Genomic DNA, 26026 nt, shown 5'->3' with positions numbered 1-26026 from the left:
TCTGAAAACCATAGCAGCGGGCGAAAAAAGGACCAGCCGAAAGCGCCGGCGCAAATGCGGTTCCAATGTCCGCACCCCTGCCCGTTTCACTTAGCAAGACCCGTTGAAGCGCCACGCCCTTTCGCCTAGCCTGCGCGCAACGAAAACGAGGGAGACTTTCATGTCCAACGACCGCCAACTGGCCTTTGACACGCTGCAAATTCATGCTGGCACCGAACCTGATCCGGCCACCGGTGCCCGTCAGGTGCCGATTTACCAGACCACCGCCTATGTCTTCAAAGACGCCGACCACGCCGCGCGGCTCTTCAATCTGGAAGAAGTGGGCTACATCTATTCCCGCCTGACCAACCCAACGATCGCCGCCCTGCAAAACCGCATCGCGGCGCTGGAAGGTGGTGCGGGTGCTGTGTGCTGTTCGTCCGGTCACGCGGCACAAATCATGGCGCTGTTCCCGCTGATGTCGCCGGGCAAGAACATCGTTGCCTCGACCCGTTTGTATGGTGGGTCCGTCACGCAGCTGAGCCAGACCATCAAGCGGTTCGGCTGGGAAACCAAGTTCGTCGATTTCGATGACGAGGCCGCCGTGGCCGCTGCCATCGACGACAACACCCGCGCGGTGTTCTGCGAATCCATCGCAAACCCCGGTGGCTACATCACCGACATTCCGGCGATCGCCGCAATTTCGGACAAAGCGGGCGTGCCGTTGATCGTCGACAACACCTCGGCCACCCCTTACCTGTGCAACCCGATCTCGCTGGGCGCGACGCTGGTCGTGCATTCGACCACAAAATACCTGACCGGCAACGGCACCGTCATGGGTGGCTGCGTGGTGGATTCGGGCAAGTTCGACTGGATGGCGTCCGACAAGTTCCCGTCGCTCAGCCAGCCAGAGCCCGCCTATCACGGTCTGGTCTTTGCCGAGGCGCTCGGCCCGATGGCGTTCACCTTCCACGGCATCGCCATTGGCCTGCGCGATCTGGGCATGACCATGAACCCACAAGCCGCGCATTATACGCTGATGGGGATCGAAACCCTGTCGCTGCGCATGGAAAAACACGTCGCCAACGCCATTGAGGTCGCCAATTGGCTTGAATCCGACCCGCGCGTCGATGCCGTGACCTATGCAGGTCTGGACAGCTCGCCCTATAAGCACCGCATCGCGACCGTCTGCCCGAAAGGCGCAGGGGCGTTGTTCACCGTCGCGGTCAAGGGCGGTTATGACGCCTGCGTCAAGCTGGTGGACAGTCTGGAACTGTTCAGCCACGTGGCGAACCTTGGCGACACGCGGTCGCTGATCATCCACTCGGCCTCGACCACGCACCGGCAATTGTCGCCAGAGCAGCAGAAAGCCGCAGGGGCTGCACCCAACGTGGTGCGCATCTCGATCGGGACCGAGGATGCCGCTGACATCATCGCCGATCTGGATCAGGCGCTGGCGAAGGCCACGGCCTAAGTCTGGATCACCAACTAGAAAAAGGCCACCTGAAAGGGTGGCCTTTTTTATTTTATTACAATGCCCTTCAGATCATTCTTCAAGCAATTCGAACACCATAGTCACGCTTGATCCGATCTCAAGCTCGCCCGCCGCAATCGGCATGTCCGACTGCGCGGCCTCCATCGTCATGCGGCCATAGACTGGCGCCGCCCGTGCGCCGCCTTCGTGGATCGAGATGATCGGCCCCAGCGTGACACCCGCAGCGTCCGCCAGCACCTTTGCCCGCGCCATCGCGTCCTTGACCGCATCTGCGCGCGCCGCGTCTTCGGCGCTGGCCCGGTCCTGCACGTCAAACTGCAGCCCGTTCAGTTGATTTGCACCGTCCTGCGTTACCGCCGACATGATCGCGCCCAGTTGATCCAATGCGCGCACCTGCACAGCTAGTGTCGTGCTCGCGGTGAAGCCTGTCAGCTTCGGTGGCCCATCGCTGTTGCGGTTGTAATCATAACGGGGTGCCAGGCTGACCTGCGCAGTTTGCATGTCGCGCGGGGCGATCCCAACCGCCTCCAGCCGGGCGAATATCGCCTGCGCGACCTTGGCCACGCCCTCAAGTGCAACGGGCGCCTCTGGCGCGTCTTTGGTCACGCCAAGGCTGATCCGGGCCATGTCCGGCACCACGTCAGCGACGCCCTGCCCTGTGACCGTCAGTCGCGCTGCAGCGTCGTTTTCAGCTTGAAGCGGCGTGGCAAACGCCAACACCAAACCCATAATCGCAATCGTTCTTCGCATCTTAGCCTCCTGTTTCGGCCACTTTGCGCCGATCTTCGCCATGTGCAAGGCTGCCCTCCAGCCCCCCTTTCCATGGGCAATTTCCTGCTATAGTTTCAATGCAGTGGGCCCAGCCAATGGGATGTGCCTGCTTTGAAGAAGGGTCCCGGTCTATTCGGGTGGGGTTACGACAGGACGTCAGACGGCATGAAACCCAATTTCGCGCTTGATCTCAGCCATGACGGCATCGGTCTTGTCCATAGAGGCAAGGGCGGCTGGACGCTTGTGGGCGAGTTGTCGCTGGACGACCCCGATATGCATGGTGCGCTCGAGGGTCTGCGCCAAAAGGCAGCGGCGTTGGAAAGTGGCGGGTTTTCGGCCAAGCTGATCATCCCCGGATCGCAACTTCTTTTCACTAGCCTGACCGCCCCCGGCCCCGATGACGTCACTCGCGAGGCGCGGATACGCGAAGGGCTTGAGGGGCTGACACCTTATGCGGTGGACGATCTTGTGTTCGACTGGCATCCGGACGCGAACGATACGGCCTTGGTCCATGTCGCGGTTGTCGCCCAAGAAACGCTCGACGAGGCAGAAGCTTTCGCAACAGAGCACAAGCTTAACCCTGTCAGTTTTGTGGCCCGTCCCGAAGCCAGCTTTTCGGGCGAGGCATTCTTTGGCCTGTCCAGCGCCAATGTCTTGGCGCCGGGCACGCGGGTTGATCGTGATACGCGCCCCGTTCCCGTCCTTTTGGGACAGACCCCAGCCACGATACAAGCGACCGCAACTGCGGCCCCTGACCAAAGCACCTCTGAGCCCGAAGGCACGGCCAGCACGGACACCAGCGCGCGCAAGCCTTCGGACGGGGCCAAAACGCTGCCGGAACTTGCCCCCTTCCCGCCAACCCCGGAGCAGCCGGCCTCACCTCCGCTGACCCTTGGCAGCAGCGATCGCACCGACAAGGCGCGGTCGACCGATGCGAATTCAGACCCGGCGGGCGCCAAGCAACCCGCCGCCCCGGAGCGCGAACCCAGCCTGCCGCCCTCCACCAAAGCGCCTGCAGCACAGACCCGTGCCGAGCCGTCCGAAACGCCTTCTGCGCCACCGCCACCACCTGCGCCTCCTGCGCCGTCCACTGACCCGGCTGTGCGCCCGCAGACGCAGGCCAGCCCCTCATTCTCGTCCAGCCGCGCGGAAGAACGGGCAGAGGTTTCTGCCGTGGATCATACTGACCCGCGACCAGAGGACGACGCCGCTGACCGCCCTGACACATCCCCCACGGCCCCTGACAAACCTGCCGCTGACAAGCCTGCGCCCGAGGCGCCGCAAGTCGAGCCGGCGCCGGACGCTCTGCCCCGGTTGTCGTTTGGCGTGAGCCGGGACGCGGCTGATCTTGCCACACCGCCACAGGCCAGCTCTGAGCAGCCCGACGGTGATGCACCGACGGCGCCCGCAAAGACGGTTCACGTGCCCGTCACTGCGCCCACCGCATTCGGGGACGACCCTGATCTTGCGTCGGCCGAGGCATCTAAACGCCCTGAACGCAACGCCGTGAAAGGGACCGAGAAACTCGCCACGGCGGCCCGCAAAAGCGTGGCTGGTGTGGCGGCGGCGGCCGGTGCGGCCAGCGCCATCGGGCGCAATGCCGCCAAGAAGCTGCCGCAACCTCGCAAGACCGCAACAGACACGCCAAACACGCCCGAGGCCGGACGCGCGCGCGCATTCGGGCTGCGGCGCAAACAGGAAGCGGCGCAATCGGCCGAAACCGATACCGCCATCGCGCCGCCGCCGCAGCCGTCACAGGCGTCACAGGCGTCCGGGGCAACAGGCCAACGACCCCCATCGCGCCGGACCCGTGAAGCCGAAGCGATGACGATCTTTGGCGCGCGTCAGACGCAGGTTATCGGCGGAAAACCCAAATATCTTGGGGTCTTTCTGGTGCTTGGTTTGCTGTTGTTCATGGCGGTCGTGGTGATCTGGTCGATGTTTTTCATGACCGACAGCACGGCGTGGTTGTTTCCAGACCGTGAAGACCAGTTCGAAGCGGCGATTTCGTCACGTCCAATTGACCTTGATCGCGCCGAGATCGACGCGGCCAACGCCCCTACCGATGATCAGGAAGATGGCGCACTTGTTACCGGGGCCGATCCGAACGCGCCCGACCCCTTATCCTCCGAAGCCGCCCAAGCGCGCTATGCCGCGACCGGGATCTGGCAGCGGTCCCCGGACCCGTTGCGCGACCCCGTGACCGATGATCTGGACGATCTCTACATCGCCTCAATCGACCCGCTGGCAGGCAACAATGATGCGATCGCCCTGCCCTCGCCTGCGTTGACCGTCTTCGGGGCCGAAGGTCTGCTCCTGGCCGCCCCGCCCCCCTTGGGCACCACGTTTGCGTTGAACGAAGACGGGCTGGTTCTGGCAACGCCTGATGGCGCGCTGACACCGGATGGCGCGATCGTATTTGCTGGGCGTCCATCGCTGTTTCCCGCCCCGCGCCCGGGCAGCACAACCGAGCCGGAACCAGAAGAGGCCACCGAGGTCGCGCCGGGGCAGCCCGGTCTGCGCCCCCGCGCGCGCCCTGAGGGCCTGATCGAAGGCAACGAACGGTTGCAGCTCGGCGGGCGCACACGTAACGAAATGGCTGGCTTGCGCCCACGCGCGCGCCCAACAACGCCGAAAGCCGCCGCTCAGGCCGCCGCGATTGCAGCAGCGCTTGAAAACGCCGAGGTTTTCGAAAGCGCAGCGGCGGCAGTCATCGCCCCGACCAAGCTGGCCATCGCCAAGTCGATCGAACCACGCCATCGCCCGCGTAATTTCGGCAAGATCGTCGCGCAATCACGCGACAATGGGGATGCCTCTGATGGGTCTGTCGTCGTGGCGGCCGCCGCGGCCTCGCCGGCGCAAACCGTTTCTCCGAAGATCCCGACCCGTGCCTCGGTGGCCAAGCAAGCCACGATCAAGAATGCGATCAATCTGCGCAAGGTCAGCCTGATCGGGATCTACGGTTCGGCCTCGGCGCGGCGCGCCTTGGTTCGGCTGCCATCGGGTCGTTACTTGAAAGTCGGGGTGGGCAGCCGACTGGATGGTGGCAAGGTTCTGTCGATCTCGGCCACGAAGCTGGTTTACAAAAAGGGGTCGCGCACCCACGAACTGGTCGTGCTTCCCTTCAGCTAGGACTGAATGGAAGACGCCCGACATCGTGCATGCCGGGCGTCAAATCTTGCTTGAATTGGATTGCTAACCGGCCCTTCAGGCCACGTCGCCCAATTCACCTTTTTCAATCTGTTCGCGTTCAATGGATTCAAACAGCGCTTTGAAGTTGCCTTCGCCAAAGCCATCATCGCCCTTGCGTTGGATAAACTCAAAGAAGATCGGGCCGATCACGGTTTTCGAGAATATCTGAAGCAAGATACGTGTTTCGCCGCCACCAAGGACACCTTCGCCGTCGATCAGAATACCATGCTTCATCATGTCGGCCTTGGGTTCATCGTGACCCGTCACGCGGTCATAGGAGAGGTCATAATAGGTCTCGTTTGGACCGGGCATGAATTTCAGCCCACGCGCCGCAATCTCGTCGACCGAGGCATAGATATCCTCGGTGCCGACAGCGATGTGCTGGATGCCCTCGCCTTTGTATTTCTCAAGATAGGCGACGATCTGACCTTTCTCGCCGCGATCTTCGTTCAGCGGGATGCGGATCTTGCCACAGGGCGAGGTCAACGCGCGGCTGAACAGCCCGCTATGCTTGCCCTGAATGTCGAAAAACCTGATTTCTTCGAAGTTGAACAAATCGCCGTAGAACTTGAACCACACATCCATGTTGCCCTTGAAGACATTGTGGGTGAGGTGATCGAGGTAGTAAAACCCAACCCCCTTGGGGTGGGCATCCGCGATCCAGTCAAACTCAGCGTTATAGGCGCTGGTGTCGAAATACTGGTCGATGAAATAGATCAGCGAGTCGCCGATGCCATAGATCGCAGGCACATCCATCGCCTTGCCATCCGCCTCATAGGGTTTTGCCCCCATCTTCACCGCATGGTCAAACGCGCGCTGTGCATCGACAACGCGCCAGCCCATCGAGGGCGCACAGGGGCCGTGTTGATCAATGAAGTCCGCGGCATGACTGCCCGGTTCGATGTTGATCAGATAGCTGACGTCGCCTTGTTGCCACAGCTCGATCTTGCGTCGTTTGTGGTTGGCGGTGTGTTCAAACCCCATCTTGGTGAAAAGGTCACGCAATTCCTGCGGGTCAGGATGGGCAAATTCGACAAATTCGAACCCGTCGGTTCCGGCGGGGTTCTTTTCGCTGATTTCAGCGCGCGGGGCATCATGTGGAAACGGACCCATGTGGATCTCTCCTGTTCATTAACGTGTTATGGAACGAGTATCACGCAAGAGCATTGATTTTTTCGCGCGTTCTTTGCAGTATTTTGGATAAATACCGCGCGTTTTGCGCATATTTGGCAGAATTCCGTGGAGATCACGCATATGGACGAAACAGACCGGCGGCTATTGAAGGCGTTGCAGATCGACGCGCAGATGACCGCACAGGATCTGGGCGAGCGATTGAACCTGTCGGCCAGTCAGGCAGGACGACGGCGCGCCCGGCTCGAAGAACAGGGCTATATCCGCGCCTATGCCGCGCGGCTGGACCCGGCGCGCCTTGGGCTGCATGTGCAGGCCTTCGTGCAAGTGCAGATGGAAAGCCAAGCCCCAAAAGCCGCGCGCGCTTTTCTGCGTCTGGTCGAATTGCGGCCCGAAGTGACATCGGTCTGGACGCTGACGGGCAATTCCGACTACCTGATGCGGGTCTATTGCTCGGATCTCGGCGCCTTGAACGAGCTGATCCACGATGTGTTGTTGCCGCACCCTTCGGTGGCACGGGTTCAAAGCCAGATTGTGCTGGACCATGTCAAACAAGATGCCCCCCTGCCGACTGATCACAGTTGAAGGCAACTTTCTTCCCGCCCGTTAACCGATGCAAAACGGGTCTGACCTATAAGCTGAGGGCCTCAGGTGTCGACCGGCACCCGCATTTGGCATCGGCAATAACATGGGCAGACCAGTTTGACATTCATTGACCGGCGACAAGAACAACGCCCCAAGACAGGCGCCGCCCCCTTTCGGTTGGACGAGGTATTTTATTCTCGCACAGACAAACGAGGGGTCATTCAATCAGGGAACTACGTCTTTCGTCGGGTCAGCGACTATGACTGGCCTGACCTGATCGGCGCGCCCCATAAAATCGTGCGACACCCGGACATGCCGCGAGGTGTCTTCCACTATTTCTGGACCCGGATCGGGCAAGGTGACCCCTTTGGCGCCTATGTTAAGAACTTGGCGCGTGACGGCCTTCACTATTGGGTTTTTGCGGTCGTTTTGCCGCTGGGTGACGGGTATCTGTCGGCACGGATCAAGCCCTCGAGCCCGTTGTGGCGAAAGATGGAAACGGTCTATGCCGACCTTTCAGCGGCGGAAAAGTCGGACAAGCTAGCGCCCGACGACAGCGCGCAGCACCTGCTGGGACAACTCGCTGATCTGGGCTTTGCCAGCTATGACCAATTTGCCGCCATTGCCTTGGCCGAAGAACTGACCTGCCGCGATCTTGCCCTGACAGGTGCTGCGGACCCGCATCTGCAAGCCATGAAGGCGACGTTCGAGGCCGCGCGCAATATGGCCGCCGAAACCCAAGCGTTGATCCACGATTTCGAAGGGATGCAGACCATTCCACACAATCTAAGGGTCATCGCCTCGCGTCTGGAACCCACAGGCGGACCGATTTCCACGCTATCGCAGAACTATGGCACCATGTCGCGCGAAATGTCGGGATGGTTTGAACACAACGTGCTTGGCCCGAAAAGCGACTTTTCCAAGATCACGGGCACGGTCGCGACCTCGTTGTTTCTGACCGGGATGGTCAGGGTCTTGGCAGAGTGCGAGGCGCAGATGCGCCATGAGCAACGCAAGCTCGGACATCAGGACGCAAGCGAAGAACATGCGCAATTGATCGCCGCGACGAAAGCCTACCAGACCCTGGCCCATGAGGGTTTGATGCAGGTGCGCAGGGAAACCAGACGCATTCTGGATGCCTGCAAGGTGATGAACCGCTATGTGCTTGGGCTAAGCTCGACACGCATCATGTGCAAAATCGAAAGTGCGCGCTTGCAGGAAGGGGGCATTGGGCTGGCAGACATCATCCAACAGCTAAAGCTGTTTCAGGAACGGGTCACAGCGCGGCTTGAGGCGGTCGAGGCCAAGGCGCATATCATAGCGCTGACCCGTGACTGACATGGCGTGGCGAGAGGCGCACTGAACTAACTTCAGGCGTCTGAAACACCCGCTTCGGCAAAGGTCGCCATGCCGGAATGGCAAGCCACTGCGCCTTGCAAGATGCCAATGGCAAGTGCACCACCCGACCCTTCGCCCAATCGCATCCCCATGGACAGAAGCGGCGCCTTGTTCAACGCGGCCAGCACCTGACCATGCGCCGCTTCGGCCGACACGTGACCTGCCACCACATGATCCAGCGCGGTCGGGGATATCGCATTCAGGCAGGCTGCCGCGGCCGAGCAGATGAACCCGTCAAGGATGACCGGAATGCGGTCGACACGCGCGCGCGCCATGGCTCCGGCCATGGCCGCCACTTCGCGACCGCCAAGGCAGCGCAGCGCCTCTATCCCGTTGCCTTTCGCCATTGGGTTCGCCTGAAGCCCCGCGCCGACAACCCGCGCCTTTAGGTCAAGACCAGCGTCGTCGACACCCGTGCCACGCCCCACCCAGTCCTCAGGCGCGCCTCCGAACAGCGCGAAGGCGATTGCCGCCGCCGAGGTCGTGTTGCCGATACCCATCTCTCCGGTGACCAGCAGGTCAGTCCGCCCATCGACAGCGTTCCAGCCGATTGCCAATGCGTCCAGCAGATCAGCTTCGTCCATCGCGGGTCCACGGGTGAAATCTGCCGTTGGTGCATCCAGAGACAGCGCATGGACATCCATTTTCGCGCCGAACGTTTTGGACAACTGGTTGATGGCCGCACCGCCATGTTGAAAATTCAGCACCATTTGTTCGGTCACTTCGGCCGGGAAAGCAGATACCCCTTGTGCCGTGATCCCGTGATTGCCAGCAAAGACAATCACTTGTGGCGCATTGACCGCAGGGCGACCGGTGCCACGCCAGCTGCCATACCAAATCGCCAAATCCTCTAACCGTCCCAACGCGCCGGGGGGTTTGGTCAGTTGGCCATTACGATCCTGCGCAGCAGCGCGGGCGTCGCTGTCCGGGTCTGGCGCTCCCAATAGCACCGCTTCAAATTCCAAGAGCGAGGCGAAAGGCGGCGTGGTCATGGCATGATCCCGATTGATTCCCGTTGACACCCTCTTTACCCATGGCAGTGGCCCGCAACCAGACCGCAAAAGACCAAATATGACCAAACACGACACACATACCCATGATGACGCGCCGCTGATCGACCCGGTCGATGTTCCAGCCGCGTTGGGGCTGTTGACCCGTTTGCCGATCAAGGTGGACACAACGCGCGCGGTGGCACGCGGCGCGCAGGCAGCCTGGGCGTGGCCTGTGGCCGGGCTGGTGCCCGCCGGCCTTGCGGCCGTGACCGGCTTTGCGGCATTGGGTCTGGGTGCGGGGCCAATTTGGGCCGCGACATTAGCGGTGGGCGCGCAGGTGATGGTCACCGGAGCCATGCACGAAGACGGGCTGGCCGACACAGCGGATGGGCTGTGGGGTGGCCAAGACACAGCGCGCCGCCTTGAAATCATGAAAGACAGCCGGATCGGCGCCTATGGTGTGATCGCATTGATCTTGGCGCTTTTGCTCAGGATCAGCGCACTCGCGGCCCTTCTGCCCCTGTCCGGCGCATTTGGGGCTATTCTGGTCTGCGGGCTGGTGAGCCGGGTGCCGATGGTGATCCTGATGGCCTCGCTGCCAAATGCACGCAAGGTAGGACTGGCCCAATCCGTTGGTCGCGTTCCGGTCAAGACGGCCGGGCTTGCCACCGCTCTGGGCGGCGTGGCGACCTTGATCTTCGCACCTTGGGCGCTGCTGGCGCTGTTTTTCTGGATTGCGGTCCCGGTGTTGGCCTTGGCGGCATTGGCCAGAACGAAAATCGGCGGTCAGACCGGCGACATCCTTGGTGCCAGCCAACAGCTTTCCGAGATTGCGGCGCTGGCGGTCTTCGCGGCGCTGCTTAGTCAGACCTAAACACAAAAAAACCGCCGCCCGGTGTCCCGAACGGCGGATTTTCTTCTGCGTCGAACGCCGCGCTTAGGCGGCGCGCGACATCAGCACATCGCTTACGCGTTTTTGCGCGGCCAGCTCATCCCCACCGCCAACGGCGGCGACTTCGCGGGTTAGACGCTCAAGCGCGGCTTCATAAAGCTGACGCTCGGAATAGCTTTGTTCGCGCTGATCATCCGTGCGGTGAAGGTCGCGCACGACCTCAGCGATGGATTGCAGATCGCCCGAGTTGATTTTCTGCTCGTATTCCTGCGCCCGACGCGACCACATGGCGCGTTTCACACGGGCCTTGCCTTTCAACGTGTCCATTGCCTTCGACACTTCATCCGGGCTGGCCAAGCTGCGCATCCCGACTTCGGTCGCCTTGTGGGTCGGCACGCGAAGCATCATCTTGTCTTTTTCAAACGAAATGACAAAAAGCTCCAGCTCGATCCCGGCGACTTCTTGTTCTTCGATCGAAACGATCTTGCCAACGCCATGCGCCGGATAGACGACAAACTCGTCAGGGCGGAAATCCAGCTTTTTCTTGGTCATACAACGCATCCTTTGCGTATTTGTTTCAGTGTGCGGTCGGAATACGCGCTGTTCGCGAAGCGAAAAGAACACCGCAGGGGGCAAACGCTCCCTTCGGGTCAATCTCATTTTCGAAACAATCTGCCATGTGGCAGGGTGGATCCCAACTGTCTGACAGGGAGTATAGCACAAAATGCGCCCTGCAGAAAGTGCCGCAGTGCAGCAGCGCGCGTTAATCAAACCCGAACAGTAACTTAGAAGACTGACCGGCGGTCAAATACAGATCAAAACGGGCAGAAAACCTCGGCTATTCGAATCACTGCTCTGCAGGGGCTTCGGAGAAGTATTTCTGCATCTTGCCCTCTTCCCCATCGCGTTCTTCCGCGTCGGGCATTGGGTCTTTGCGTTCGATGATCACGGGCCAGAGCTCGGAATATTTGCGGTTGAACTCGACCCAGCTTTCGGTGCCCGGCTCAGTGTCTGCGCGGATCGCATCCGCCGGACATTCGGGTTCACAAACACCGCAGTCGATGCATTCATCAGGGTGAATCACCAGCATATTCTCGCCTTCGTAGAAACAATCTACGGGGCAAACCTCGACGCAATCGGTGTATTTGCAGGCGATGCAGTTATCTAGAACGACATAGGTCATGTGGACACCTCAATTTGGCTTACCGCCTCCAATATTGCAGGGCGCGCGATCAATCAAGCATTCCACCACGGGAAACTGGCAAGTTGCGACGATCTTTCTTGGTTGGGCGGCCTTTGCCGTAGAATTTCTTGCCCGAGGTAAGACCTTCCGGGACAGAATTCTGGCGCGGCTGTGGTGGATCAAGATCCTCATACAGCGCCTGTGCCTCGGTGGCAGGACCACGACGAGTCGATAGGACCTGAATACGGATCACCCGAACCTGATTGCCTTGCGGGAAGGTCAACACATCCCCGGACCCAACATTGAAGGCGGGTTTTGACACCTTGGTGCTGTTGACCCGCAAGTGGCCTGCTGAAATCAACTTGGTCGCCAACCCACGCGTCTTGAAAAACCGCGCATGCCAAAGCCACTTGTCGGCCCGCATCTTCGGGCCGTTCGAAGGGGCGGCATCACCGCCCCCTGAGTTGTCGGCCTTCACCAATCAGTTCTTTTCCTTCAGCGCCAACAGAGCCGCGAACGGGTTGTCAGGATCGATGGCTTTTTCCTTGCGCGGACCAGACTGATAGCTTTTGGGCTTGTTGTCCTGCGGTCCTTTGCGCGGACCACCCCGGCCCGGCTTGCCACCTTGCTTGCCACCGGGTTTGCCACCCTGCTTTCCACGAGGACGATCGCCCTGCGCCGCCCGTTCGCCGCGCGGTTTTCCACCGCGCGCGCGGCCAAAACCACCCCATGTGAAGGTATAAAAGACCTCTGTTTCGGGGGCCTCTTCGCCGTCGGAAGCGGGCGCCGCATCTGTGGCAGACGTTTCCGTCGGCACCTCGGTAGGGGCTTCGGTTGGTGTCTCGGTCGGGACTTCAACCGGCGCTTCGGCCGGCACTTCAGTGGGGGGCGCTGCAGGTGTTTCGTTTGGCGTCTCGGTTGGCGTTTCGACAGGGGGATCACCGGCAACCGTGCTGTCAGCCGCCCCAACTGCGGGCGCTTTCACCTTCACACGCTCGGCCTTGTCAGCCTTGTAGCCAAGTCCCTGCATCAAGTCGGCAAACTGCTCCAGCGTCATGCCAGTGATCGACAGCATGTCGGCTTTCGCCTCAAACCCGCCACGGCTGTCTTCAGCGCGCAGCTGGTCGGCCAGACGTTCCAACATGTCGATCCGGATCGCACGGGCACCGGCTGGGCGGTAACCTGCCAGCAAATAGGCATGCGGGTCGACACCGCTGACCGCGGGGATCGTCACCAAACCGGGCGGGGGCGATTCCGGAAACTCGGACAGGTCTTTGAACAGGCTGTCCAGCACCAGACGCAGACGCGTCGGCGCGGGTTTCAGCAGCAAAGGCATGAAGATCGTGAACTGGCCGAACCGGACGCCATGCTTGCGCAATGCCGCGCGGGCATCCTGATCCAACTCTTTCACTTCCTGCGCCACCTGATCGCGCGGGATAATGCCCAACGCCTCGATCATGCGGAAGCCAAAGCCCCGGGCCAGGCCGGTCAGCGTCTCGTCTTTTTCGATGGTGGTCAGCGGCTCGAACAGCGCCTGCACCTTGCGGTCGATGAAGTGCTGAAGGCGGCGGGTGACCTTTTCGGCGACATCCGTTCCGGCTTCCTCGTCAACAAAGGCCTGCACGCGCGGCTTTAGCAGCTCGTCGCCCTTGACCAGCTTACCAACGGCAAGCTCGCCCCACATCAACCCGCCCTGCTCAGTGAAATCAAGCTCGGTATCGGGCGCGTTATAGAAACGGTCCGCACGCAGGTGGAATTCGGGCGCGAGCGCCTTCATGCTGGCCGCGCGGAGGGTTTTTGCCTCTTCCGGGCTTTGGGCGGAGTCCTGACGAAACTGGAACCCCTCCAGTCGACCAACAAATTGGCCTTCGACCGTCACTTCACCTTTGTCATTCACGTCAGCCACGAGGCTCTCCTTCTGTTTCAACCGCCGCAGCAACACAGAGGTGCGGCGATCTACAAATCTTTTGGTCAATGCGCTGTGTAGTGCATCCGACAGGCGATCTTCTACAGCACGCGCTTCGCCGCGCCAATGGGCAACATCATCCAGCCAATCGCGTCGTTGTGCAACATATGTCCATGTGCGAATATATGCCAACCGTTTGGAAAGCGTGTCGATATCGCCTTCGGTGCGGTCAATCCGCTTCACCTGCCGGGCAAACCAGTCTTCGCGCACGCGCCCATGTTCGTGGATGTCATTGAAAAGGCTGGTGATCAGACCGGCGTGTTCTGCATGGCTGATACCGCGGAAATCGGGCAAGCGGCACACATCCCACAAAAGCCCGACAGAGCGCCCGTCAGTGGCGCGCGCGGCCACCTCGGCGTCTTCCGCAAGCATCTTCAGGGCCACAAGGTCATCCGCGTCCCGCGCCCGCGCCAACCAGCTGTTGGTGGTGGGCAATTCGAGTGAGCGAATAAGTGCCTGCACATTGCCAAACGCCAGATCGCCGTTGCGCCAACACAGCTTGCGGATCGGCGTGAAGGAATGCGAGGTGATGGCATCGGCCATCTCATCGGACAGCGGCGCGGCTTCGCCCGTCACACCGAACGAGCCATGTTTCATATAGCGCCCTGCCCGTCCGGCGATCTGCGCCAGCTCATTCGGCGCCAATTGCCGCATCCGGTGGCCGTCAAACTTCGACAGGGCCGAAAACGCCACATGGTCGATATCAAGGTTCAGACCCATCCCGATGGCATCCGTGGCGATCAGGTAGTCGACCTCGCCGTTCTGATACATCTCGACCTGTGCGTTGCGCGTGCGGGGCGACAGCGCGCCCATGACGACAGCCACGCCCCCTTTTTGGCGACGCATCAACTCGGCAATGGCGTAGAGGTTATCGACCGAGAACCCCACGATCGCCGAGCGCCCCGGCATGCGGCTGAGTTTCTTCGAGCCGGAATGAACCAACTCGGAAAACCGCTCGCGATAGAGGAACTGCACCTCAGGCACCAAACCCGCGATGGCGCTGCGCATCGTGTCGGACCCCATGAACAGCGTTTCCTGCGTGCCGCGCATGTGCAGCAGCCGGTCGGTGAACACGTGCCCGCGTTCCGGGTCGGCGCAAAGCTGGATTTCGTCGATGGCGACAAATTCTGCCCCGACGCCGAGCGGCATCGCCTCGACCGTCGCGACCCAATATTGCGCGCGTTCGGGCACGATGCGCTCTTCGCCAGTGACCAGCGCGACCGCATTGGGGCCACGAAGGGCCACCAGCTTGTCATACACCTCGCGTGCCAGAAGGCGCAGCGGCAGGCCAATTACCCCGGTGCGGTAGCCCAGCATCCGATCCAACGCATAGTGGGTTTTACCCGTGTTGGTCGGGCCAAGAACGGCCGTGATCCGCGGGCCACCCCGCGCATTGTCCGAGACCATGTTCTGCCTTTCCCGTCGCTGTTCGGCAGGCGCGCCCGCGCGCGCCATTTCCGATCAGATATCCTGCCCGTCCGCCGCTTCAAGCCGCTGAACGGCCTCTTTTACGTCGGGGTTGCGGGGATGTATAGCAAGCGAGAGGCGATAGGCATCCAGCGCGCGGCGTGGGTCGCCCAGATCCTCCATGATGATGCCCAGCCCGGTCAGTGCTGCGAAATGGCGCGGCTCCAACGCCAGTGCACGGGCGATATCATCCAGCGCCAACCCCAGCCGACCCGCCCGATAGAAGGCAGTGGCGCGGGCGTTCCATCCTTCGGCAAAGTCCGGCGCGTGATCGGTCAACGCGCTCAGATGTTCGATTGCAGCCTCAAGGTCGTCGCCCTCCATCGCCTTGCGCCCCCGCGCCAAAAGCAGGTCCAGCGCGTCAGAGCCTGACTTGGACCAAAGCTCCCAGACCTCGTCCTCCAACGCTTGCCAGTTGCTGTCATCGGCCTGACGCAAAAGCGCCAAAAGGCGATCCAGTTCGCTCTGACCTTCCCCCGCGATCAATTCAGAGGACACCGACTGGCTGTCCCCCAGATCCGTTCCTTGTGCCAAAAGCGCACCAGAGGATCCGCCCAGACAGGTGATCATCGCCAAGGCGAACAGGCTGTTGAAGTTGCAGGCGGTCAGAATGCGGCAGGTCATACGTCAAGTTAACGCCATGGCGGGGCCGGTAACAGACACTTTCCCGTGCAAACGGCAGGTTTTCGCCCGTCTGATGGTTCCCACACGTCACTTCGGCCGAAAAGCCGTTTACGCCCGCGTCAACGCTGCGTTAGCATTCAGATGATACAAAAGCCCTGTCGGGCACCAATCGGAGGATTACACGTGAGTGACGTGATCAATAAGGCTGTGGCTTCGCTGAACGAGAAGATGAGCGATGGGTTTGACGGCGGAACTGCCAAATTCGTGATCGAAGGCGAAGGCGCGATCATTGTGGATGGAAGCGGCGCACGCGCAGGCGATGACGACGCAGATGTCACTCTGACGGCCGATGCTGGCGTGTTTCAGGACATGCTGTCGGGCGAAATGAACCCGACCACTGCGTTCATGACTGGCAAACTGTCGGTCGATGGCAACATGGGACTGGCCATGCAACTTGGCGCTGCGTTGGGCTAGAATGGTCTGACAAGGGTCAATCGGGGGGCGAGATGAGCGACGCACCGCTGTTTGCAGATATCGCCAAAGGTCCGCCTGACGGGCGGGCGTTTTGGCGCATGACCTCGGACGGGGTCAGGCTGCGTCTTGGTCACTGGCCGCGCATCAGCGAAACACCTTTGCGTGGCACCGTTCTGCTGTTCCCCGGTCGCACCGAATATATTGAGAAATATGGCCTGATCGCCGCAGAATTGGCCGCGCGCGGGTTCGACACGCTGACGATTGACTGGCGCGGGCAAGGGTTGTCAGACCGGCCCGATGCCGAACGCGAGCTGGGTCATGTCAGCCATTTCGACGAATACCAAACCGATTTGGCTGAAATGATGGCCCTTGCCACGGAATTGGACCTGCCCCGCCCCTTTACCCTGCTGGGCCATTCGATGGGCGGCTGCATTGGTCTGCGGTCGCTCCAGAATGGGCTGGATGTCGTCGGTGCCTGTTTTTCCGCGCCGATGTGGGGCATCACCATGTCAACACCGCTCAAGCCCATTGCCTGGAGCCTGTCTTGGGCGTTGCATCAAACCCCGTTGAAGCTGATGCTGTCACCCGGAACCGCGCGGGCGACCTATGTTTCCACGCAGCCGTTTGACGACAACATGCTGACCACGGATCGCGAGATGTATGCGCTGATGCAAGATCAGGCCAAGCAGCATCCCGAACTGACCTTGGGCGGACCCACCACCGGCTGGCTGTTCGCCGCATTGACCGAAATGCGGGATCTGATGGCAATGCCAGCCCCATCGTTGCCGGCTGTCGCCTTTCTTGGCACACACGAACGCATCGTCGAGCCGGGACCGGTTCACGACTACATGGCGCGCTGGCCGCTTGGTCGGCTTGAGATCGCCCAAGGATGCGAACACGAGGTGCTGATGGAAGCCCGACCGATCCGCAAACGCGTATATGAGGCTTTGGAGATATTGGCACAGCGGCAGAGCGAGACGTCAGCGGCCTGAGCCAGCCAACTGGCGCGCAGGACACCCCTTCGCCACATCAATCGCAATCGAGTAAATTCAATTTCTTGGCACAGAGGCCTTCATCGCCTGCACATGTGACACCAGGGCGCGGGTCGATCCGTCCAGCCCTGCCCCATCACGCGCGCCGGTCACCACCGGTTCCAGCGCGACAGCCAGTTCCTTGCCCAGTTCGACGCCCCATTGGTCGAACGAGTTGATGCCAAGGATCACCCCCTCCACAAACACCCGATGTTCATAAAGCGCGATGATCTGACCCAAAACATGCGGCGTCAGCTTGGGATAGACCAACGTGGTCGACGGGCGGTTGCCGGGAAAGACGCGGTGCGCGGCCTGCCGCTCCAGCTCGTCTCCGCTAAAGTCCATGGCCGCCATCAGCGCGCGCGCTTTCTCCAGACTGCGCCCCTGCATCAGGGCTTGCGACTGTGCAAGGCAGTTGGCGACGAGCAAGCTGTGTTGATGGGCCAGCTCAGCCTCATGCCCTGTCGCGCCCACGAGGAATTCACATGGAATGATATCCGTGCCCTGATGGATCAATTGATAGAACGCATGTTGGCCGTTGGTGCCGGGTTCGCCCCAGACCACGGGGCCTGACGGCACGGACAATGGTTGCCCGTCCAGCGCCACGCGTTTTCCGTTGCTTTCCATCTCGAGCTGTTGAAGGTAGGCCGGCAGCCGTGCAAGGCGTTGTTCATAGGGCAAAACAGCCCGTGTCGGGTAGCCACAGACCTGCCGATGCCAAATCCCGACAAGCGCCAGCATCAAGGGCATGTTCGCGCGCCCGTCTGTGGTGCGGAAATGGTCGTCCATATCGCGCGCACCGGCCAGCAATTGTTCAAACCGCTCAGGCCCGATCGCAATCATCAGCGAAAGCCCGATGGGGCCCCACACCGAATATCGCCCGCCAACCCAGTCTTCAAAGCCGAACACGCGTTCAGCGGCGATGCCCCAATCGGTGGTCTTTTCAAGGTTCGAGGACAGCGCCACGAAATGCAGCCCGACCCCGGCTGCCCCAAGATCACGCATCAGCCAATCGCGCGCCGTCGCGGCATTGGTCATCGTTTCGATGGTCGTAAAGGTCTTGGATGCCACGATCACCAGCGTTTCGGCCGGGTTCAACCCCGACAGCACATCCGCGATCTGCGCCCCGTCCACGTTCGACACAAAATGAACCCGTGGCCCGTCATGGTAGGGCGACAGCGCCAGCGTCGCCATGGCGGGCCCCAGATCAGAGCCACCGATCCCGATATTGACCACATCGCGAAAGCGTCCGCCACCGGGGGCTCGGATCTGACCGGATCGCAAACGAGACGCGAAATCGCGCATACGGATCAGCGTCTGGCGCACCTCTGGCATGACATCCTGACCGTCAACGTGGATTTGTGCCTCGGACCCGGCACGCAACGCCGTGTGCAGCACAGCGCGCCCTTCGGTGAGGTTGATTTTTTCGCCACAGAACATCGCGTCGCGCCGTGATGCCACCTGCGCCGCATCCGCCAGTGCCAACAGCAAGTCAACGCCCGTATCGTCCAACGCGGTCTTGGACCAGTCGAACACCAGCCCGTTCGTGCGCGTTGAAAACGCCGCCGCGCGGTCGCCATCCGCAAACAACGCGGCGATATCACGGTCCTTATTGGCGTCGTGATAGACCTTCAGATTACTGATATCCATTGTTCCCCCACCCCGTGTTGGCAGCTAGGCCGCCCAATGCACCGTCATATCCGGCAAAACGGCTTTGACCGGTGCCTCGATCGCGTCATCCGCCTTGAGCGCCACGGCCAAAGCCGCGCGTTTCGCTTCACCCAGGATCAACAGGTGTTTTGACATCGCCCCGTTCAGAACCGGGGCGGTCAGCGTGACGCGCGGCTCGCTCGCCCCTGGCGCGCGCATAGCAAGCACGGCCGGCGCACGCGTCGACAACGCATCTGACAGCCGATCTGCCCCCGGAAACAAGCTGGCCGTGTGCATATCGGCCCCCATCCCCAGCAGCACGATCGACAAGGGCAAGGCATCAGAAACCCCGCGCGACAGGGCGTCCAGGCTGTCTTCTGGTGCTGCGGTGTCCGCGTAAAGCGGCACCAGCCGCGCCTTGGCGGCGTTGTTGACCAACAGCCGCGCCTTCAACAACGCCGTATTTGACCGCGGGTCGCTTTCCGGCACCCAGCGTTCGTCGGTCAACATGACATCCACCCGCGCCCAATCCAGATCGACAGCGCAAAGGGCATCGAACACCGGACCGGGAGACGTCCCGCCGGGCACCGCCAACGACGCGCGATCCTCGTGATCCAGCATCGCCACCAATTCCGAGGCCAGCGTGTCCGCCAAATCCAGCATCATCATGTCGCGATCGGCATATTCGATCAGTTTCATTCGCGGATCTCCCTCCAGCGACGTCCGTCTTTGTGGAGCAGCATAAGCGCCTCTTCCGGTCCCGTCGAGAAAGCGTCGTAAAGCCTGGGCTTGTCGCGACGGTCTACCCAGCCAGCAATGATCGGATCGGTCCAGGCCCAGGCGGCTTCTACTTCGTCTCCGCGCATGAACAGCGTTTGGTTGCCCCGAATCACATCCATGATCAGCCGTTCATAGGCATCAGGGGCATCGGCCACATCATCGCCAAGGGCTTCTGCAAAGGTCATATCCAACGGCACGTCGATCAGACGCATGCCGCCCAGTCCGGGTTCCTTGATCGTGACCTTCAAATCCATGCCTTCATTGGGTTGCAGGCGGATCGACAATTCGTTGGCGGACTGGCCGGTATCCTCTTCAAAGATCGAATGAGGCGGTTCCTTGAAGCGCACGACGATTTCGGACATCCGGGCGCGCAGACGTTTGCCCGTGCGCAGATAGAAGGGTGTCCCGTTCCAGCGCCAGTTCGAGATATGCAGCTTCATCGCCACAAAGCTTTCAGTGGTGCTGGCATCGGTTTCGGCGTCCTGAAGATAGGTCGCCACGCTGTCGCCACCGCGATATTGCCCCCGCACGATATCGTCAGAGGTCACCGGATCAAGGGCGCGTATGATCTTCAGTTTCTCGTCACGCACAGCGTCAGGTTCGAATTTCGAAGGCGGCTCCATCGCGGTCAGGCAAAGAAGCTGCATCAGGTGGTTCTGCACCATGTCGCGCATCGCGCCCGACTTGTCATAGTAACTGCCGCGACCTTCGACCCCGACGGTTTCGGCCACCGTGATCTGGATGTGGTCCACGTATTGCGCATTCCACAGCGGTTCAAACAGCATGTTTCCAAAGCGCAAGGCCATAAGGTTCTGGACGGTTTCCTTTCCAAGGTAGTGGTCGATGCGATAAATCTGACCCTCATCGAAATGCCGGGCCAGCACCTGGTTCAGCGCCCGCGCAGTCGCCTGATCATGCCCAAAGGGCTTTTCGACCACGATGCGCGCCTCGGGCCCGGCAATGCCATGGCGATGCAAGCGTTCCGCGATGGGCCCAAACAGGTTTGGTCCGACCGAGAAATAGAAGGCCTGCACGTGCTCATCGCGAATTTTGGCCTTCAGCTTGTCCCATCCCTGTTCCCCAACCGCGTCGACCTGAACAAAGCACAGCCTGTCAAGAAAGGCTGACAACACCTTTGGATCGCACTTCTTTTTGGAAATGAATTCGCGCACCGCTTCGCTGACGAACGCCCGATACCCTTCGGTATCCATGTCGCTGCGCGCCACGCCGATGATGCGCGCGGTGTCGGGCATTTGTTCATCTTGAAAACGCCGATACAGACCGGGCAGGATCTTGCGGCGCGCAAGGTCACCCGTGCCCCCAAAGATCACAAGGTCGAACGGATCGACTGGAATGACGCGAGAGACCATGGGAACCTCCAAGACTGCGTTAGCGCTAACGAACTGTGTGAAATGCGTTCTACCGATCAATACCCACGAAGTCTAGCATTCATCGGCGCGACCTCAAGCGAAAGTGGTCCGTCACCTAGCCCGTCATGACACACAAAAGCTCGAACATGATCGAGGCGCCCAGATATGCGGTTGCGCCGGATGCATCGAACGGGGGCGAGACTTCAACCAGATCTGCCCCGACAATCTTAGTCCCACGCAAGCCGCGCACCACTTCGAGCGCCTGAAACGAGTTTGGGCCACCCACTTCCGGCGTGCCGGTGCCGGGCGCAAAGGCCGGGTCAACAAAGTCGATATCGTAGCTGACATAGGTGTCGCCTGATCCCGCGATGTCACGAGCTTCGGCCATCACATCGGCCACGCCACGCTTGTGGAATTCTTCGATCGGGATGACCCGGATGCCAACGCTTTCGGCGAAATCCCGGTCCTCGTTGTCATAAGCCGTGCCACGAATACCGATCATCACCACACGCAGAGGGTCCAGAAGCCCCTCCTCCACCGCGCGGCGGAACGGGGTGCCGTGGGTATACATGGTCCCGCCGAAATAGGAGTGATACAGATCCGTGTGGCTGTCGAAATGCACCATGCCCAGCGGCTTGTCTTTGGCCAAAGCGCGCAAAATCGGCAGGGTGCACAGATGGTCGCCGCCCGCTGTCAGCGGCCTGATCCCCGCCGCCTTCACCCGTTCATAGAACCGCTCCATCCGCTGCAAACTGTCCATCAGGTCGGCGGGGTTTGGGGCCACATCGCCCAGATCGGCGCAGTTCGCGGCCTCGAACGGGCGCACACCGGTCGCCCCGTTTTGCGCACGGATCATGGTGGACAGATCGCGCAACTGGCGCGGCCCATGGCGTGGGCCGGGTCGATTAGTGGTGCCACCGTCCCATGGCGCGCCGATCAGGCCAATCTGCACTTCGTCAAATCGCGGATGATCGAAATCCACATGCGGCAGGCGCATGAATGTGGGCACACCGGCAAACCGTGGCAGATCGAAACCGGAGATTGGCGTGAAGAATGGGTCGGACATGGCGAAGCTCCCTTGAGTTGCGGCAAGGCTAACTGGCAATCGGGTGCGGGTCATTCAAAAAAGGTGCAGCGTCGGGCGGGTTCAGGCGTCCAGTTCGGCATCCCAATACAGGAAATCCATCCAGCTTTCATGCAGGTGGCCCGGTGGGAATTTGCGCCCGACATTGCGCAGCTCTTCTGCGGCGGGCTGGCGCGGCGGGCGGCGCAGATGCAGCCCGGACAGGCGCAGCGGTTTCGAGCCCTTGCGCAGGTTGCACCGCTGACAAGCCGCGACGACGTTTTCCCAGCTGGTCACCCCGCCTGCCGCCCGTGGCACCACGTGATCAAAGGTCAAATCACCCCGTGCACCGCAATACTGGCAACAAAACTCGTCCCTCAGAAAAAGATTAAAGCGCGTGAAGGCCACGCGCTTTTGAGGTTTGACATAGTCTTTCAGGACGACGACCGACGGGATCCTGATTTCAAGCGACGGGCTTCTGACCACCTCGTCATACTCAGCCAGTATGTTGACCCGGTCCAGCACCGCGGCCTTCACCGCCTCTTGCCAAGGCCACAGTGACAAAGGGTAGTAGGAAAGCGGTCTGTAGTCGGCATTGAGCACCAGGGCCGCGTGGTTCTTCACGCCACCCCCTTCGCGCACAAAATCTGTCCTGAAGTCTCCGTCCATCGTGCCACATCACCTCACCTTATCGACCCGTCGCGGTCGGATCAGGGCGAGATACCCGCCCCAGCAATATAAGATGACTATATATGGGCAATTCAACCTGACAACCCCTAGATATAGAGGCCGCACCGGCATCACACCACCGTCCGTCAGGATGGTGGAAACGCCAGCTACTTGGGCTGTGCGGCGCGCGCGATGCCCAGCTTGTCTTGCATGAAGCTCAGCGCGACCGACAGGCCATCCATGGCGATGCCGTGCCCCGTGCCCTTCATGATGAAGCCGTAGGTCTCGAACCCTTCGGCTTGCAGGATCTCGCCGCTTTCCGAAAAATGGCCGGGCGGAACCATGTCATCCTGATCGCCATGCACCAGCAACACCGGTGGTTTCGATTTCACCTGCTCCGCGAACTGGTCAGGTTCCAGCATGCGTCCGGAAAACGCCACAAGCCCCGCGATCGGCTCGGACCGGCGCGGCAGCACGCGCAGCGCCATCATCGTGCCTTGCGAAAACCCGAAAACGATGAGCTGTTCAGGGGTTATCCCCTCGTCTTCAAGCACCTGATCCAAGAAGGCATCGATATCCAGCGCGGCCTGATTGGCACCGTTCATGCTGTCTTCTTCGGAAGAACCGTCAAGCCACGGAATCGGGAACCACTGAAAGCCCACTGGGTTTCCTGCGCATTTCTCGGGGGCGTCGGGCGCGATGAACGTGGTATCCGGCATGTGTTCTGACAGCGGATCAGACAGACCCAAAAGGTCCGCGCCATCCGCGCCATACCCGTGCAGAAACACGACGACCGACTTGGTCGTGCCCGAGGCAGCCTCGCGGCGTTTTACATCCAGAATGCGGTTCATCATGCGACCCCTTCGCGTTTTTTCTCGACCCGGTAATACGCCCAGAGCAGCCGGGCTGCAACGCCCCTCCAGGGTGTCCAGTCTGCGGCCATGGTGCGCAGCGCTTTGTCGGTTGGCCGGGTGGGCAGATCAAACAGCATCCGGGCCGCCTCTTGTAAGGCCAGATCACCCGCCGGAAAGATGTCGGCGCGGGCCAGCGCGAACAAGGCATAGATTTCGGCGGTCCAAAGCCCAATACCCGGCACGGCAGTCAGGGTCGCGATCACTTGATCTGACGGTGCGCGACGCAATGCAGGGTAATCCAGCCCCGCCCCAGCCAGCGCGTGGGCATAACGGATTTTGGGGCGCGACAGGCCCAAAGCGGCAAGACCTTCCGGGCTGGCTTGGGCGACGCTGTCGGGTGTGGTCATCCCGGCCGCGTCAATCCGCGCCCAGATCGCCGCCGCCGACGCGGTTGAAACCTGCTGGCCGACGATGGCAAACAAGAGGGCTTCAAAACCGTCTTCGCGCAGACGCAGCGGTATTTCGTCGATCTGATCCAGAACACCCTGAAATCTGGGCTCCTTGGCGCAAAGCCACGCAGCACCTTCGTGCAAGCAATCCGGCCCACGGATCAGGCGCTCTGTGTGGTCAGCCACGTCAGCGCCTCTTGAGCGGTTTGCGCATGATCGCAGTCCAACATCGCGGGCCGGTCCAGCAAGGCGACCGGCAACCCCAAGGCGCGCGCTGCATCAAGCTTTGCGCGGGTCGGACCACCTGAGTTTTTTGCCACAACCCACTCTACTGCATATGTTTTCAGCAAACGCATTTCATAAGCCAGAACAAAAGGCGGCTGGCCGATAATCCAGCTTCCCTCATAGGGAAACGGGTCATTTGTTCGGTCCACACGCCGGCAAAACAGCGTTCTGCCTTTTGCAAGACCGGCCCATTTGTCGATGGATTGCGCCCCGGTCGCCAGAAACACGCGCGCGCGCTGCGGGATCAGCTTTTCGACGTCTTTCTCCGTTTCAACACTGTGCCACAGATCGCCGTCCTGAGCGCGCCAGGAGGGGCGCAGCAGGCGCAGATATGGCACCCCCAATCGCCGCGCAATGGTCAGGCTGCGGCTGGAAATCTGGGTTGCGAACGGATGCGTTGCGTCAATCACGGCGTCAAACTCGCCGTCTTGCATAAAGCGTTCTTGCGCGGCCTCGCCACCAAACCCGCCCCTGCGAGTTTGGATGGGGAACAACCTTGGCGCGTCGGTGACACCCGCCAGTGACGCGACCGCATCCACGCCGTCTGCGACGAACAGGTCCGCCAGCGCGCGCGCTTCTTGCGTTCCTGCCAGCAGTAAGGTTTTCACGACGCCCGCGCGATCACCGCGCCTTTGCGGTCGATCATGACAACATCAAGGGCAACGTCCGCATCCCGCAACATCTTGGCGGCCTCGCGCCGGGCTTTCTCGACGATCAAATCTGACATCTTTTTTCCATGTTTTTCATAGACCTCAAGGGCCGTATTCATGTGCTTTACTTCGGCGTCATCCAGCCAGATGGCGAGTGTTTCAAAATTCACCTGACTGCGTCCTGAATGCAGATCGCGCGCGCCTTGTGCCAGTTTCGTCAATTTTCCAATACCTCCGCCAATGGTCGCACGCTGGATCGGGTGGCGCGCGAGATATTTCAACAATCCCCCAACAAAATCCCCCATATCAAGCATTGCGCCATCCGGTAGGCCATAAAGCGCCTGCACCGCGCGTTCGGACGTTGCCCCCGTGCAGCCCGCCACATGTGCCAACCCCTCGGCGCGGGCCACGTCAATGCCCCGGTGGATCGAGGCGATCCATGCGGCGCAGGAAAACGGGCGAACGATGCCCGTCGTGCCAAGGATCGACAGCCCGCCTTTGATGCCAAGACGCGGATTCCAAGTCTTTTCAGCCAGTTCCGCGCCATTCCTAACCGAGATCGTGACATCCAGATCCGCGCTTTTTCCGAACGCATCCGCCGCTTCGTGAATGACCCCTTTCATCATCTGGCGCGGCACAGGGTTGATCGCGGGTTCGCCCGGTGGAATGGGCAGGCCGGGTTTGGTGACGATGCCCACGCCATCACCTGCCAGAAAGCGGATGCCTTGCCCCGGTTGCCCGGACGCGACATGCGCGCGGATCAGGGCACCGTGGGTCACATCCGGGTCGTCGCCCGCATCCTTGATGATCGCGGCTTCGGCCCAGCCGTCATCCCGCGCGGCCTCTTCAATCTGGAATGTTGGGGTTTCACCTTTGGGCAGGGTGATCGTGACCTGTGACGGCACACCTGCGCCCCACACCCCCTCCAGCGCCGCCTTTACGGCAGCCGTAGCGCAGGCGCCCGTGGTCCAGCCACGGCGCAGTTTGGGGGGCAAATCACTGCTCATCGCGCCGACTATAGGCGCAGCGGTGCACGCCGCCAATCCATCGTTTGGGGTCGCAACGGCGCTTTTCGT

Annotated in this window: 24 protein-coding genes; 7 read left to right on the top strand and 17 right to left on the bottom strand. The window is 61.0% G+C overall.

The genetic code is table 11. The features are described 5' to 3' along the window. The first annotated feature begins 160 nt into the window (after window positions 1-160). The gene (locus ACXYMP_RS12375) at window positions 161-1453 is read left to right on the top strand and encodes an O-acetylhomoserine aminocarboxypropyltransferase/cysteine synthase family protein (protein WP_458906671.1); all 1293 of its coding nucleotides are present in this window, start codon (window positions 161-163) and stop codon (window positions 1451-1453) included. 72 nt (window positions 1454-1525) lie between these two features. On the opposite strand, the gene ACXYMP_RS12370 is transcribed toward ACXYMP_RS12375, so the two are convergent. Continuing rightward, window positions 1526-2224, bottom strand: a complete 699-nt coding sequence (locus ACXYMP_RS12370) for an SIMPL domain-containing protein (RefSeq protein WP_458906669.1) — start codon at window positions 2222-2224, stop codon at window positions 1526-1528. Between the two features lie 186 nt (window positions 2225-2410). Between ACXYMP_RS12370 and ACXYMP_RS12365 the strand changes: the two genes are divergently transcribed. Next, the gene (locus ACXYMP_RS12365) at window positions 2411-5377 is read left to right on the top strand and encodes a hypothetical protein (protein ID WP_458906667.1); all 2967 of its coding nucleotides are present in this window, start codon (window positions 2411-2413) and stop codon (window positions 5375-5377) included. Window positions 5378-5452: 75 nt separating this feature from the next. Here the strand turns inward: ACXYMP_RS12365 and hppD are convergent, their stop codons facing one another. Then, entirely contained in the window at window positions 5453-6550 is a 1098-nt protein-coding gene (hppD, locus tag ACXYMP_RS12360) for a 4-hydroxyphenylpyruvate dioxygenase (RefSeq protein WP_458906665.1), read from the bottom strand. Window positions 6551-6691: 141 nt separating this feature from the next. Here hppD and ACXYMP_RS12355 point away from each other — a divergent pair, with 141 nt between their 5' ends. Next, entirely contained in the window at window positions 6692-7153 is a 462-nt protein-coding gene (locus ACXYMP_RS12355) for an Lrp/AsnC family transcriptional regulator (protein WP_298571094.1), read from the top strand. A 312-nt stretch (window positions 7154-7465) separates the two neighbouring features. Beyond that, window positions 7466-8491, top strand: a complete 1026-nt coding sequence (locus tag ACXYMP_RS12350) for a chemotaxis protein (RefSeq protein ID WP_458906662.1) — start codon at window positions 7466-7468, stop codon at window positions 8489-8491. A gap of 32 nt (window positions 8492-8523) precedes the next feature. On the opposite strand, the gene cobT is transcribed toward ACXYMP_RS12350, so the two are convergent. Beyond that, a complete protein-coding gene (gene cobT / locus ACXYMP_RS12345; protein WP_458906660.1) occupies window positions 8524-9543 on the bottom strand; it encodes a nicotinate-nucleotide--dimethylbenzimidazole phosphoribosyltransferase in 1020 nt (339 codons plus the stop codon). A 79-nt stretch (window positions 9544-9622) separates the two neighbouring features. On the opposite strand from cobT, the gene cobS reads away from it, so the two are divergent. Next, entirely contained in the window at window positions 9623-10417 is a 795-nt protein-coding gene (gene cobS, locus ACXYMP_RS12340) for an adenosylcobinamide-GDP ribazoletransferase (RefSeq protein WP_298571101.1), read from the top strand. 63 nt (window positions 10418-10480) lie between these two features. Here cobS and ACXYMP_RS12335 read toward each other — a convergent pair whose 3' ends face one another. The 5 genes from ACXYMP_RS12335 to ACXYMP_RS12315 all read right to left on the bottom strand — a co-directional run bounded on the left by ACXYMP_RS12335 (window position 10481) and on the right by ACXYMP_RS12315 (window position 15675). Further along, window positions 10481-10987 (bottom strand): CarD family transcriptional regulator, encoded by a 507-nt coding sequence (locus ACXYMP_RS12335; RefSeq protein WP_298571103.1) that lies wholly within the window; start codon window positions 10985-10987, stop codon window positions 10481-10483. 295 nt (window positions 10988-11282) lie between these two features. Further along, window positions 11283-11618 (bottom strand): ferredoxin FdxA, encoded by a 336-nt coding sequence (fdxA, locus tag ACXYMP_RS12330; RefSeq protein WP_248365160.1) that lies wholly within the window; start codon window positions 11616-11618, stop codon window positions 11283-11285. 49 nt (window positions 11619-11667) lie between these two features. Further along, window positions 11668-12042 carry an RNA-binding S4 domain-containing protein gene (locus ACXYMP_RS12325; protein WP_298571213.1) on the bottom strand — a complete coding sequence of 125 codons (375 nt, stop codon included), beginning with the start codon at window positions 12040-12042 and terminating at the stop codon, window positions 11668-11670. A gap of 57 nt (window positions 12043-12099) precedes the next feature. Continuing rightward, on the bottom strand, window positions 12100-14991 hold the full coding sequence (locus ACXYMP_RS12320; RefSeq protein WP_458907340.1) for a helicase-related protein: 2892 nt from the start codon (window positions 14989-14991) through the stop codon (window positions 12100-12102). A 54-nt stretch (window positions 14992-15045) separates the two neighbouring features. Further along, window positions 15046-15675, bottom strand: coding sequence for a tetratricopeptide repeat protein (locus ACXYMP_RS12315; protein WP_458906657.1), 630 nt, complete (start codon window positions 15673-15675; stop codon window positions 15046-15048). A 183-nt stretch (window positions 15676-15858) separates the two neighbouring features. Between ACXYMP_RS12315 and ACXYMP_RS12310 the strand changes: the two genes are divergently transcribed. Together ACXYMP_RS12310 and ACXYMP_RS12305 are read left to right on the top strand one after the other, a co-directional pair. Then, window positions 15859-16149: an SCP2 sterol-binding domain-containing protein gene (locus ACXYMP_RS12310; protein ID WP_298571111.1), complete on the top strand. Its 291-nt coding sequence runs from the start codon at window positions 15859-15861 to the stop codon at window positions 16147-16149. A gap of 32 nt (window positions 16150-16181) precedes the next feature. Further along, a complete protein-coding gene (locus ACXYMP_RS12305; RefSeq protein WP_298571113.1) occupies window positions 16182-17141 on the top strand; it encodes an alpha/beta fold hydrolase in 960 nt (319 codons plus the stop codon). A 57-nt stretch (window positions 17142-17198) separates the two neighbouring features. Here the strand turns inward: ACXYMP_RS12305 and pgi are convergent, their stop codons facing one another. The 9 genes from pgi to ACXYMP_RS12260 form a co-directional block, all read right to left on the bottom strand. After that, window positions 17199-18830, bottom strand: a complete 1632-nt coding sequence (gene pgi, locus ACXYMP_RS12300) for a glucose-6-phosphate isomerase (protein WP_458906654.1) — start codon at window positions 18828-18830, stop codon at window positions 17199-17201. Between the two features lie 24 nt (window positions 18831-18854). Continuing rightward, on the bottom strand, window positions 18855-19529 hold the full coding sequence (gene pgl / locus ACXYMP_RS12295) for a 6-phosphogluconolactonase (RefSeq protein WP_298571117.1): 675 nt from the start codon (window positions 19527-19529) through the stop codon (window positions 18855-18857). Continuing rightward, window positions 19526-20980 (bottom strand): glucose-6-phosphate dehydrogenase, encoded by a 1455-nt coding sequence (gene zwf, locus ACXYMP_RS12290; protein ID WP_458906651.1) that lies wholly within the window; start codon window positions 20978-20980, stop codon window positions 19526-19528. The genes pgl and zwf overlap by 4 nt, the downstream gene beginning before the upstream one ends. Before the next feature lie 115 nt (window positions 20981-21095). Then, window positions 21096-22046 (bottom strand): agmatinase, encoded by a 951-nt coding sequence (locus ACXYMP_RS12285; RefSeq protein WP_458906647.1) that lies wholly within the window; start codon window positions 22044-22046, stop codon window positions 21096-21098. 81 nt (window positions 22047-22127) lie between these two features. Continuing rightward, window positions 22128-22712, bottom strand: a complete 585-nt coding sequence (locus ACXYMP_RS12280) for an HNH endonuclease (protein ID WP_458906645.1) — start codon at window positions 22710-22712, stop codon at window positions 22128-22130. 167 nt (window positions 22713-22879) lie between these two features. After that, complete coding sequence (locus tag ACXYMP_RS12275) at window positions 22880-23563, bottom strand: alpha/beta hydrolase (protein ID WP_458906643.1); 684 nt, start codon at window positions 23561-23563, stop codon at window positions 22880-22882. Next, window positions 23563-24201: a DNA-3-methyladenine glycosylase family protein gene (locus ACXYMP_RS12270; protein WP_458906641.1), complete on the bottom strand. Its 639-nt coding sequence runs from the start codon at window positions 24199-24201 to the stop codon at window positions 23563-23565. The genes ACXYMP_RS12275 and ACXYMP_RS12270 overlap by 1 nt, the downstream gene beginning before the upstream one ends. After that, a complete protein-coding gene (locus ACXYMP_RS12265) occupies window positions 24177-24908 on the bottom strand; it encodes a precorrin-6A/cobalt-precorrin-6A reductase (RefSeq protein ID WP_458906639.1) in 732 nt (243 codons plus the stop codon). Before ACXYMP_RS12265 ends, ACXYMP_RS12270 begins: the two co-directional genes overlap by 25 nt. After that, window positions 24905-25957: a cobalt-precorrin-5B (C(1))-methyltransferase gene (locus ACXYMP_RS12260; RefSeq protein WP_458906637.1), complete on the bottom strand. Its 1053-nt coding sequence runs from the start codon at window positions 25955-25957 to the stop codon at window positions 24905-24907. The genes ACXYMP_RS12265 and ACXYMP_RS12260 overlap by 4 nt, the downstream gene beginning before the upstream one ends. Window positions 25958-26026 lie beyond the last annotated feature (69 nt).

Source organism: Aliiroseovarius sp. CAU 1755 (genome assembly GCF_054482655.1).
Note: the sequence above shows the minus strand (reverse complement) of the source record. Positions and strands in the feature narration are given on the sequence as shown.

What these genes read in the sequence shown, in the direction of transcription:
- ACXYMP_RS12375 (WP_458906671.1), top strand. Translation starts at nt 161, where the DNA reads ATGTCCAACGACCGCCAACTGGCCTTTGACACGCTGCAAATTCATGCT.
- ACXYMP_RS12370 (WP_458906669.1), bottom strand. Translation starts at nt 2,224, where the DNA reads ATGCGAAGAACGATTGCGATTATGGGTTTGGTGTTGGCGTTTGCCACG.
- ACXYMP_RS12365 (WP_458906667.1), top strand. Translation starts at nt 2,411, where the DNA reads ATGAAACCCAATTTCGCGCTTGATCTCAGCCATGACGGCATCGGTCTT.
- hppD (WP_458906665.1), bottom strand. Translation starts at nt 6,550, where the DNA reads ATGGGTCCGTTTCCACATGATGCCCCGCGCGCTGAAATCAGCGAAAAG.
- ACXYMP_RS12355 (WP_298571094.1), top strand. Translation starts at nt 6,692, where the DNA reads ATGGACGAAACAGACCGGCGGCTATTGAAGGCGTTGCAGATCGACGCG.
- ACXYMP_RS12350 (WP_458906662.1), top strand. Translation starts at nt 7,466, where the DNA reads ATGCCGCGAGGTGTCTTCCACTATTTCTGGACCCGGATCGGGCAAGGT.
- cobT (WP_458906660.1), bottom strand. Translation starts at nt 9,543, where the DNA reads ATGACCACGCCGCCTTTCGCCTCGCTCTTGGAATTTGAAGCGGTGCTA.
- cobS (WP_298571101.1), top strand. Translation starts at nt 9,623, where the DNA reads ATGACCAAACACGACACACATACCCATGATGACGCGCCGCTGATCGAC.
- ACXYMP_RS12335 (WP_298571103.1), bottom strand. Translation starts at nt 10,987, where the DNA reads ATGACCAAGAAAAAGCTGGATTTCCGCCCTGACGAGTTTGTCGTCTAT.
- fdxA (WP_248365160.1), bottom strand. Translation starts at nt 11,618, where the DNA reads ATGACCTATGTCGTTCTAGATAACTGCATCGCCTGCAAATACACCGAT.
- ACXYMP_RS12325 (WP_298571213.1), bottom strand. Translation starts at nt 12,042, where the DNA reads ATGCGGGCCGACAAGTGGCTTTGGCATGCGCGGTTTTTCAAGACGCGT.
- ACXYMP_RS12320 (WP_458907340.1), bottom strand. Translation starts at nt 14,991, where the DNA reads ATGGTCTCGGACAATGCGCGGGGTGGCCCGCGGATCACGGCCGTTCTT.
- ACXYMP_RS12315 (WP_458906657.1), bottom strand. Translation starts at nt 15,675, where the DNA reads ATGACCTGCCGCATTCTGACCGCCTGCAACTTCAACAGCCTGTTCGCC.
- ACXYMP_RS12305 (WP_298571113.1), top strand. Translation starts at nt 16,182, where the DNA reads ATGAGCGACGCACCGCTGTTTGCAGATATCGCCAAAGGTCCGCCTGAC.
- pgi (WP_458906654.1), bottom strand. Translation starts at nt 18,830, where the DNA reads ATGGATATCAGTAATCTGAAGGTCTATCACGACGCCAATAAGGACCGT.
- pgl (WP_298571117.1), bottom strand. Translation starts at nt 19,529, where the DNA reads ATGAAACTGATCGAATATGCCGATCGCGACATGATGATGCTGGATTTG.
- zwf (WP_458906651.1), bottom strand. Translation starts at nt 20,980, where the DNA reads ATGGTCTCTCGCGTCATTCCAGTCGATCCGTTCGACCTTGTGATCTTT.
- ACXYMP_RS12285 (WP_458906647.1), bottom strand. Translation starts at nt 22,046, where the DNA reads ATGTCCGACCCATTCTTCACGCCAATCTCCGGTTTCGATCTGCCACGG.
- ACXYMP_RS12280 (WP_458906645.1), bottom strand. Translation starts at nt 22,712, where the DNA reads ATGGACGGAGACTTCAGGACAGATTTTGTGCGCGAAGGGGGTGGCGTG.
- ACXYMP_RS12275 (WP_458906643.1), bottom strand. Translation starts at nt 23,563, where the DNA reads ATGAACCGCATTCTGGATGTAAAACGCCGCGAGGCTGCCTCGGGCACG.
- ACXYMP_RS12260 (WP_458906637.1), bottom strand. Translation starts at nt 25,957, where the DNA reads ATGAGCAGTGATTTGCCCCCCAAACTGCGCCGTGGCTGGACCACGGGC.